The 9,651-nt window shown below is 63.8% G+C and carries 9 protein-coding genes; 5 read left to right on the top strand and 4 right to left on the bottom strand.

Annotated elements, in window-relative coordinates:
- Nucleotides 1-1,153, bottom strand: a 1,153-nt coding sequence (locus RWT78_RS24690) for an MFS transporter (RefSeq protein WP_314681596.1), incomplete at its 3' end; no start/stop codon positions are given.
- Nucleotides 1,154-1,300: 147 nt separating this feature from the next.
- Here RWT78_RS24690 and RWT78_RS24685 point away from each other — a divergent pair.
- The 5 genes from RWT78_RS24685 (at nt 1,301) to phoU (ending at nt 7,440) form a co-directional block, all read left to right on the top strand.
- A complete protein-coding gene (locus RWT78_RS24685) occupies nt 1,301-2,176 on the top strand; it encodes a LysR family transcriptional regulator (protein WP_081377546.1) in 876 nt (291 codons plus the stop codon).
- Between the two features lie 131 nt (nt 2,177-2,307).
- Entirely contained in the window at nt 2,308-3,267 is a 960-nt protein-coding gene (locus RWT78_RS24680; RefSeq protein WP_003940492.1) for an acyl-ACP desaturase, read from the top strand.
- Between the two features lie 81 nt (nt 3,268-3,348).
- Nucleotides 3,349-4,491, top strand: a complete 1,143-nt coding sequence (gene dusB / locus RWT78_RS24675; RefSeq protein ID WP_003939756.1) for a tRNA dihydrouridine synthase DusB — start codon at nt 3,349-3,351, stop codon at nt 4,489-4,491.
- A gap of 150 nt (nt 4,492-4,641) precedes the next feature.
- Nucleotides 4,642-6,672, top strand: a complete 2,031-nt coding sequence (locus RWT78_RS24670) for an LCP family protein (RefSeq protein WP_257230633.1) — start codon at nt 4,642-4,644, stop codon at nt 6,670-6,672.
- Nucleotides 6,673-6,744: 72 nt separating this feature from the next.
- On the top strand, nt 6,745-7,440 hold the full coding sequence (phoU, locus tag RWT78_RS24665) for a phosphate signaling complex protein PhoU (protein ID WP_003940130.1): 696 nt from the start codon (nt 6,745-6,747) through the stop codon (nt 7,438-7,440).
- Between the two features lie 58 nt (nt 7,441-7,498).
- Here the strand turns inward: phoU and RWT78_RS24660 are convergent, their stop codons facing one another.
- The 3 genes from RWT78_RS24660 to RWT78_RS24650 all read right to left on the bottom strand — a co-directional run.
- On the bottom strand, nt 7,499-8,245 hold the full coding sequence (locus RWT78_RS24660; protein WP_314681587.1) for an SDR family oxidoreductase: 747 nt from the start codon (nt 8,243-8,245) through the stop codon (nt 7,499-7,501).
- A gap of 90 nt (nt 8,246-8,335) precedes the next feature.
- Nucleotides 8,336-9,073, bottom strand: a complete 738-nt coding sequence (locus tag RWT78_RS24655) for an urease accessory protein UreD (RefSeq protein ID WP_232329909.1) — start codon at nt 9,071-9,073, stop codon at nt 8,336-8,338.
- On the bottom strand, nt 9,073-9,651 hold a 579-nt coding region (locus RWT78_RS24650), incomplete at its 5' end, for a GTP-binding protein (protein ID WP_314681584.1). The genes RWT78_RS24650 and RWT78_RS24655, both read right to left, overlap by 1 nt.

Genomic DNA, 9,651 nt, shown 5'->3' with positions numbered 1-9,651 from the left:
GTGACAAGGCAAACGCAACCAACAGCAGCGCGCCCACAAAAGCACTGACCCCGACCCAACCGCCACCCGCGTATGCAAGACCCGCGAGGGCGCCCGCCACGGACGAACCCGCGTAGTAGGCAAACAGATACAACGCCGACGCCTCGGCCCGGTGATCGGTAGCGATCAGCCCCACCCAACCGCTGGCCACCGAATGTGCGGCGAAGAATCCTCCGGTGAAGAGCAGCATCCCCACGAGCGTCAACGCCAGATTGTCCGGAACGGTCAGTGCCAGGCCGATACCGATGACGACAACCGACCCGAGCAGCACGCTGCGCCTACCCAGTCGGTCAGAGGCCCCGCCGGCTACCGCCGAGGTGAAAGTTCCGGCAAGGTAGAAAAGGAACACCAGGCCCACAAGCGCTTCAGGAAGGCCGAAAGGTGCTGCCGTGAGCCGAAACCCGAGGAAGTTGTAAATCGACACGAAGCCGCCCATCAGGATGAATCCCAAAGCGAAGAGTGTTCGCAGCGACGGGTTCGCAAGGTGGCGTCGTAGATTCGACGCGATCGTGCGCGCCGATATCGGTTGCGGGCGAAAGAACTTCGACGCGGGAAGCCGCCGGATCATGTTGAGCGCGAACAATGCCGACAGCGCGGACGCAGTCAACAGCGCCCAACGCCACGTACTGAAATCGACGACGGCCGACGGCACGAGCCGTCCGATCAGCCCACCGATCGTCGTGCCGGCGACGTACCTTCCCATCGCTGCACCGAGGTCCTTCCGATCGACCTCCTCGGCCAGATAGGCCATCGCCACCGCCGGGACACCGGCCAGAGCCAATCCTTGTGCTGCGCGTCCGACCAGCAGAACCTCGATCGTCGGACTCAGCGGTAGAAGTAAACCGATCACACAGGACGCCGACGCCGACGCGATCATCACCCGTGTGCGACCGAACCGCTCGGAGAGCGCACTGGCCGGAATGATTGCCAACGCCAACATGCCCGTCGTCGCCGAGACGGACAGCGCAGACACCGCAGGCGAGACGTGGAAGTCTTCGGCGAACGCAGGCAGCAACGCCTGTGCCGCGTACATCGAGATGAACGTCGACAGCCCGGCCGCGAACAACGCAACAGTCACGGTTCGATATCCCGATGTTCCGCGGCGAAGCGGCATCACTTCGGATTCGATCACATTCTCGACAGTCACCACGTACCTCCAGGCATCACTTACCTCCGGCAAGAATCCTCCCGCCCAGACTCGGCAAAAGAAAATGCATAAACTTGATGTTCTATATGCTCCAGAGGTATATAGATTGGGTTCGTGATGCTGACCGAAGACCTCGAATGGTTTGTCGTGCTCGCCGAAACCCAACAGGTGACCGCTACCGCGGATCTGACTCACCTGTCGCAACCGACCCTTTCGCGCAAACTCGCACGCCTCGAACGACAGATCGGCGTGACACTCTTCGACCGTCAGGGACGCCGACTCGAACTGAACCGGTACGGCGAGATCCTCTATCGACATGCTCGCATCGCACTGCGCGCCCTCGACGCCGCGCAGACCGAAATCCAGTCGCTGGCGAGCCCCGAGAGCGGCACGGTCCGGCTCGACTTCCTCCACTCGTTCGGCACCTGGTTGGTGCCGCACATGCTGCGCGGATACCGCGTCGAGCATCCCGGAGTGCGATTCGAACTGCATCAGGACAGCGCGCAGTTCCTGGTCGACAGAATCGCCGCCGGCACGTCCGACCTGGCCGTCGTCTCGCCTCAGCCGCGCGATCCGCAGGTGGCGTGGATGCAGATCGCCCAGCAGTCACTGGCATTGGCTGTTCCGGCTGATCATCGCTTTGCGAAGTTGCATTCGGTCGAGCTTGCGGACGCGGCCGACGAACCGTTCATCGGTATGCATCCGAACTTCGGGATGCGAAGAATTCTCGATGAACTGTGCGCGGCCGCAGGATTCACTCCGAATTTCGTCTTCGAGAGCAGCGAGCTGGCAACGGTCGGCGGACTGGTCTCCGCGTCCTTCGGCGTCTCGGTCATGCCGGTTCAGGATCCACCGATCTGGGCCGAAGGAGTCGTCTACGTACCGATCGAAGGAGCACAGCGAAAAATAGGGCTGATCTGGTCGAAGAGCCGCGAGCTGTCCGATCCCGCCCGGACTTTCCGCGACTACGTCGAAAGAACGACTTGGTAGTGAAAGTGCCCCCGGATAACTACGGATCGGTAACATCCCTCGAGGGGAGCAATTTTCATGCCATTCTTTTCAAACCTACGGTGCCGTAGGCTGGGGCGAAGTCGCGCATTCACTCAACATGGAGGCAAGAAATGACGAGGATTCTGACGCAGCTGGAGCTGCTACAAGAGCTGCAGCCGGTTGCCGAGGAGAACGTCAACCGCCACATCTCCATGGCCAAGGAATGGCATCCACACGACTACGTTCCGTGGGACGAGGGCCGTAACTTCGCAGCCATGGGCGGCGAAGACTGGAGTCTCGAACAGTCACAACTCGGCGAGGTAGCTCGCGCCGCGATGATCACCAACCTGCTCACCGAGGACAACCTGCCGTCGTACCACCGTGAGATCGCCGAGAACTTTTCGCAGGACGGTGCCTGGGGAACGTGGGTCGGCCGGTGGACCGCCGAGGAGAACCGCCACGGCATCGTGATGCGTGACTACCTCGTCGTCACGCGCGCAGTCGACCCCGTCGAGCTCGAGCGCTTCCGCATGGAACACATGACAAACGGTTACAGCGCACCCATCGACGAGGGCGACGCCGGCCTGCTGCACTCGGTCGCCTACGTGACCTTCCAGGAACTCGCGACGCGCGTCAGCCACCGCAACACCGGCAAGGCCTGCGACGAGCCGATTGCCGACAAGATGCTTCAGCGCATCGCCGCCGACGAGAACCTGCACATGATCTTCTACCGCAACATCTGCGCCGCCGCGCTCGATCTTGCTCCCGATCAGGCGCTCAAGGCTGTGGCGAACATCGTCCAGAACTTCCAGATGCCCGGCGCCGGCATGCCGAACTTCCGCCGCAACGGCGCCCTCATGGCCAAGCACGGCATCTACGACCTTCGCCAACACCTCGACGAGGTCGTCTGGCCAGTCCTGCGCAAGTGGAACATCTTCGAGCGCAACGATTTCAGCGCCGAAGGCGAGAACACGCGCGAAGAGTTGGCGGCCTTCCTCGAGACACTCGCCGCCAACGCGACGAAGTTCGAGGAACAGCGCGATCGCATGCTCGCACGCGAAGCCGCCAAGCGCGAACAGCAGGCTTCTTAGTTTCACCAGCTATTCTGTGCCCGGTACCGGATTCGGTACCGGGCACTTCCAATTGTCACAAGTATTTGTTCAGAGGTAGACATGTCATCCCTTCGTATCGGTTCACTCGAGCTGCACAGCCCGGTGGTCCTCGCACCCATGGCGGGCGTCACCAACGTCGCCTTCCGCACGCTGTGCCGTGAACTCGAACTCGAACGTGCAGGCAGCACGTCCGGGCTCTACGTCTGCGAGATGGTCACCGCCCGCGCGCTCGTCGAACGCCAACCCGCCACGATGCACATGACCACGTTCGGTCCGACCGAAACGCCCAGGTCGCTGCAGCTGTACACCGTCGACCCGGATACGACTTACGCCGCGGCCAAGATGATCGTCGACGAGAACATGGCCGATCACATCGACATGAACTTCGGCTGCCCGGTACCCAAGGTGACCCGCAAGGGCGGCGGATCGGCTCTACCGTACAAGCGTCGACTGTTCGGTCAGATCGTCGCGGCAGCCGTGCGCGCCACCGAAGGCACCGACATTCCGGTCACCGTCAAGATGCGCGTCGGCATCGACCCCGAACATCACACGCACCTCGACGCCGGCCGGATCGCCGCAGCTGAAGGCGCCGCTGCCGTCGCACTTCACGCACGTACCGCGTCGCAGCGCTACTCCGGCACTGCTGACTGGAACGAGATCACGCGCCTCAAGGAACACGTCACCGACGTGCCGATCCTCGGCAACGGCGACATCTTCGACGCCTCGGATGCTGCCCGCATGATGAACGAGACCGGCTGCGACGGCGTCGTCGTCGGACGCGGCTGCCTCGGACGGCCATGGCTGTTCGCGGAACTCAGCGCAGCTCTCAACGGACAACAGATCGCCACGCCGCCGACGCTCGGCGAAGTCACCAAGATCATCGCCCGTCACGCCCAACTGCTCGCCGCACATCACGGTGAAATGAAGGGTCTGCGCGAGCTCCGCAAGCACGTCTCCTGGTACATGCGTGGGTTCCCGGTCGGATCGGATCTGCGGGTCTCGATGGCTCTGGTCAGCACGTTGTCCGAACTGGACGACCTGCTCGGACAGCTCGACCACGACGTCCCGTTCCCCAAGGACGCCGAAGGCCCGCGCGGACGCCAAGGCTCACCCGGTCAGGTAGCACTCCCGGAAGGTTGGCTCGACGATCCCGAAGACGACCTTGTGCCGGTGGGAGCTGACATGATGCACTCTGGCGGCTAGCGAAAACACGCCGTCGGATTACTCACATCACTTTCTGAGTGAAGCACTCAGGATTCACCAGTAATATGGCTCCAGCTTCGTCGACAACCGGTTGACGCCGGCATCTGAATGACGAGTTACTGACAGTCGACGACGGGACAGGTTGCATCGGTGGGTGATGATCACGATTCGGGCCCACCTCCGCCCGAGAGCCGCGCCCCCTGGGAACGTCCGCTCGCAGACAAGCGCTTCCGCAACGCCCGACCGGACCAACCGGCAACGCCCCAGCGCCCTGCCACACCCCAGCGACCAACACCGCAACCCCCCAGTCCCCCGGAGCGTCGCAGCAGTGGACGTACCGGGCGACGGGACTCGCCTCCGACCGACGACTCTGTTTCGGTCGCCGAGTTGGTCCGTCGGGTAGGCGACAAGAAGCCGCCACCAGCCCCGGCTGCGCCGCCCAAGCCGGCGCCGAACAAATCCGTACCACCCAAGACTCAATCTTCAGCAGCGTCGTCGCCGCCCCCCGCCCGGCCGATTCCCGCCCGTCCGACCGTTCCGCCCGCCGCTGCGGACTGGATCACCGAAGAACATCCCGTCACCTCCGCAGTGCCGCGGGTAGTCGGTGACACCGGCGCCACTCGTCTGGCGCAAAGCAAGATTCGCCGCCGCCATCGCGCAAAAGTGATCGGCCGATCGGCAGTAGCGTTCCTGGCCGTCATGTCTCTCGCATTGACCGGCGTCGTGTGGGGTTATCTGCGCTCGGTCGAAGGCGGTTTCGATCAGATTGCGGCACTCGACACCGAGTCCGACGACATCATCGACGCCGGTGGTCAACTCGGCGACGAGACGTACCTGATCATCGGCACCGATACCCGCGCCGGTGCGAGCGGTGAGATCGGCGCCGGAACCGTCGAAGACGCCGAAGGCGCCCGAGCCGACACGGTCATGCTGGTGAACATTCCCGCCGACCGAAGCCGCGTCGTCGCCGTCTCCTTCCCGCGTGACCTCGACGTCGAACGTCCGATCTGTCAGGGATGGGACAACGACGCCGGCAAGTACACCAGCGAAACCTTTCCGGCAGCGAGCGGGGACAAGCTCAATGCGACGTACGCACTCGGTGGCCCCAAATGCCTGGTCAAGGTCATCCAGAAGATGTCCGGCCTGAAAATCGGGCACTTCGTCGGAATGGACTTCGCCGGTTTCGAGCGCATGGTCGACACCGTCGGCGGTGTGAACGTCTGCTCCCCCGGACCGATCGAAGACGGCATCCTCGGAACCGTCCTCGCCTCCGGCGGCACGCAGATGCTCGACGGCCGTACCGCCCTCAACTACGTGCGTGCTCGCCACGTCGAAGCCGAGGGCAACGGCGACTACGGGCGCATCACCCGCCAGCAGAAGTTCCTGTCGGCGCTGCTCCGCTCGGCCCTGTCCAACCAGGTCCTCCTGAATCCGAGCAAGCTCAACGGATTCATCAACGCCTTCACCAGCGACACGTTCGTCGAAAACATCGACACCAAGTCACTGGTCACCCTCGGTCGCTCGCTCCAGAACGTCGACGCAGGCGCGGTCACGTTCTTGACGGTCCCCACGGACGGCACCAACGACTGGGGCAACGAGATTCCTCGCACGGACGAGATCAAGTCCCTCTTCCAGGCGATCATCGACGACGATCCGCTTCCGGGTGAAGAGCGCGAGGACACCACACCGTCGTCGACCAGTTCCACGACAACCGCTCCTACGTCCAGCACGCCGCCGGCCGCCACTTCCGTCGAGGCAATGAGCGCCTACAACATCTCGGTCGACGTCTCCAACGCCTCGGGAATCGCCGGGCAGGCCGCGACGATCGCCGACAGCCTCGCGGCTTACGGTTTCCAGATCTCCACAGTCGGTAACTTCAGCGCAGCCACCGGCCTGGCGAATGCTCAAGCGTCGACCACCGTCGTGCGCTACGCCGCAGGTTACGAGGCTGAAGCGGTGACTGTCGCGTCGTCGATTCCCGGCGCGGTTCTGGTTCTCGCTCCGAGCATGGGAGACATGATCGAGGTCGTCGTCGGAAGCAATTTCGCCGGCACCGTCGTCGCCCCCGCGGACCCGGGAACCATCCTGGCGGCAAATCCGACGTCGGTCGACACCAGCACCTCGACGGCTCTGCCCGCCGACATCGCCAGCGTCAACGCCGGCGACACCACCTGCGACTGACACGCGTTCATTCACCTTGCGTTCACCTGGTGCTTGTGACTTGGTCTTTCACGGCACGTAGGCTCTGACCTCATGCGCGTGGCTTACAACGAACAGATGACCGAGCTTGCAGACACGCTCGGCGAGATGGCAGGACTGGCAGGTGCCGCTATGGAGCGCGCCACCCAGTCCCTGCTCCAGGCAGACCTGTCCCTGGCAGAACAAGTAATCGGCGAACACGACAAGATCACCGAACTCAGCACCATCTGCGAGGAGCGCGCGTTTGCGTTGCTCGCCTTGCAGGCTCCCGTTGCCGGAGATCTGCGCTCGGTGGTCAGCGGAATCCAGATCGTCGCCGACATCGACCGCATGGGCGCACTCGCCCTGCACGTCGCCAAGATCGCGCGCCGCCGACATCCCAACCACGTGCTTCCTGAAGAGGTCAACGGCTACTTCGCCGAGATGGGACGCATCGCTGTCTCCATCGGTGCGGCCGCCAAGGTCGTCCTCGAGACCCGCGACCCCGAGCGCGCTGCCCGTCTGCGCGAAGAAGACGAAGCGATGGACGACCTCCACCGCCACCTCTTCACCGTCCTCATGGACCGTGAGTGGAAGCACGGCGTTGCCGCCGCAGTCGACGTCACGCTGCTCGGCCGCTTCTACGAGCGATTCGCCGACCACGCCGTCGAGGTCGGCCGACGTGTCATCTTCCTGGTGACCGGCAAGCTGCCCGAAGAGCCCGAAACCACCGAGAAGGTCGACAACCTCACCTCGTACCCGGATCTCTGAACCCAACCGTCCACGTGAGTAAAAGGCGGCCGCGCACTTGCGCGGCCGCCTTTCCTATTCAGTTCTCGTGCAACCAGGTTTCCAACGTGGGTCCTGCAGTTGTGGATCCCGGCGCGGGCAGCAACGCCCCACCCTTCATCGCCTTACCCGCTCCCGGCATCGAGATCGGGATCAGCCACCTACGTCGGCCACGGTATTTCAAGATCTCGCGCGTCATGGCCGGGATCTCGAGGACCTCAGGCCCGGCGAGATCTGGAGCCCTCCCGGTCGGACCGTTCTGAGCGCACGTCACCAGAGCCTCGGCGACGGTCTTCGCTGCCACCGGTTGTGACCGCATCCGGGGAACCATCGCGACCGGCCCCAGCCCGAAGAGCGCGATCGTCTTCTCGCCGAACTCGAACCACTGAGTGGATCGCAGGATTGTGAATGGAATACCCGACGCCTCCACCGCGCGTTCCTGCGCAGCCTTCCCCTGGTAGTAACCGAAGGACTTCAATCGCGGATCGTCGCAGTTCACGATCGAGAGCAACACGTGGTGCTTCACGCCGGCCCTGGCTTCGGCCGCGACGATGTTCCTTGCTGCCGTCTCGAAGAACTCGATCGCCTTCCTCGCACTGTTGGTGACATGATCACTCACGTCGACGACCACGTCGGCGCCGGAAAATGCTTCGTCCAACCCGGCACCCGTAGAGATGTCGACTCCCGTCGATCGAGCGGCAGCGACCACGTCGTGGCCCCCTGCCTTTGCCTGCTCGACGACCAGCTTTCCCATCTGGCCGGTTCCGCCCAGAACAACAATTCGCATGATGCCTCCGTCAAACCTGTGCGCCCAGCTCTCTTCGGCCTGGTCACATACTGGACGACGCAGCCTCCCGAAGTGTGACGGTAGGGCGAATCAGTCGGTGTACTCCTGCGAAACTCGCCCACGCCACTGCGACCAGATCGGATCCAACGCTGCGCTCGCCTCGTGTGCGTGATCGGCAACGGCCCGTGCCAGCATCCCTGCTCCCGCCAGCGGCGTCACGTGCCCTTCGACGTCGTCGGTAGTCTTCATCCCCAACAGCATGGTCGTACCGAGCACGCGATGGCCACCGAGAATTCCCGGCAGCGAACGGCCCGGCACGCTACGCAGGTCGAGAGTTTCCACGAGCAGCGCGTCACCGTCGACGGTAATGCGCTGATCCGAGCGAAGCGCACCGCCGGTTTCGCCGGTCCGGCCGAATACGATCATCTCGTCGAGCAGCGCAACGGCATCGGATTCCAGTGAAATATCCACGCGCCTGGTCACATCCGCGCCGCCCGCGACGACAAACGGTGCCGCGCGCCAGATCAGCGCCGCACCGGCGCCGACGCTCGCCGAAGCCGACCACGACGCCCGGCCGCCACGCGCGTTGTACGCGACGGTCCCCGACGGCTCGATCACCTCGAGGCACGTACCCGGAGCGACTACGAATTCGATACGCAGGTCGTCGCCGGCCAGCAGCGTTGCACTGTGCCCTACCAAGGCAATTCGCACGGTGAGCCCGCGAGCGTCGACGAACCGCGGGGCCAGGAAGTCGCCGGAGATCAGCTCTCGCGCAACAGCGGTGTCACCCACTCTCTCGACGACGACCCGCGTAGCTCCAGTGCGCATCAGTGAGCGTGAGAGTGGCTGTGCCCGTGACCGTGACCGTGACCGTGGTCTTCTTCATCGGCATGGAAGTGCGGCGCCATCGGCCCCGGATCCTGCGGGGTGTGACTACCCGCGCGATGAGATGCGATGACCTGGCGGAGCCACGCACTGAGCTGGTCGATCGTTGAGTGATCCTTCTGGCTGAGCGCGAGAACTGGAAGTCCGTCACGCGCGGCCGTGGCATCGGCAACCATCTGGACCGCGTCGACGTCGACGTACGGGGCCAGATCGATCTTGTTGACCACCAACAGATCTGCCCGCTCGATTCCGGGGCCGCCCTTTCGTGCGACGTCTCCGCCGCCCGCGACGTCGATGCAGAAGATCTGGGCGTCGACCAGTGCCGGGCTGAACGTGGCGGTCAGGTTGTCACCGCCGCTTTCCACGATCACCATGTCGAGGGGATGGAACTGACGCTCGAGGTCTTCGACCGCAATGAGGTTCGGCGTGACGTCGTCACGAATTGCCGTGTGCGGGCACGCACCGGTCTCGACTGCGACGATGCGCTCGATCGGCAGAACGTTGGCCGCGCGCAACAGTCG

This window comes from uncultured Rhodococcus sp. (assembly GCF_963525155.1).
GTDB lineage: Bacteria > Actinomycetota > Actinomycetes > Mycobacteriales > Mycobacteriaceae > Rhodococcus_F > Rhodococcus_F qingshengii.
This window is presented reverse-complemented; position numbering and strand designations above follow the sequence as displayed.

Excerpts from the sequence above, each read along its gene's own strand:
- RWT78_RS24680 (WP_003940492.1), top strand. The coding sequence starts at position 2,308 with ATGACGAGGATTCTGACGCAGCTGGAGCTGCTACAAGAGCTGCAGCCG.
- dusB (WP_003939756.1), top strand. The coding sequence starts at position 3,349 with ATGTCATCCCTTCGTATCGGTTCACTCGAGCTGCACAGCCCGGTGGTC.
- phoU (WP_003940130.1), top strand. The coding sequence starts at position 6,745 with ATGCGCGTGGCTTACAACGAACAGATGACCGAGCTTGCAGACACGCTC.
- RWT78_RS24655 (WP_232329909.1), bottom strand. The coding sequence starts at position 9,073 with ATGCGCACTGGAGCTACGCGGGTCGTCGTCGAGAGAGTGGGTGACACC.
- RWT78_RS24660 (WP_314681587.1), bottom strand. The coding sequence starts at position 8,245 with ATGCGAATTGTTGTTCTGGGCGGAACCGGCCAGATGGGAAAGCTGGTC.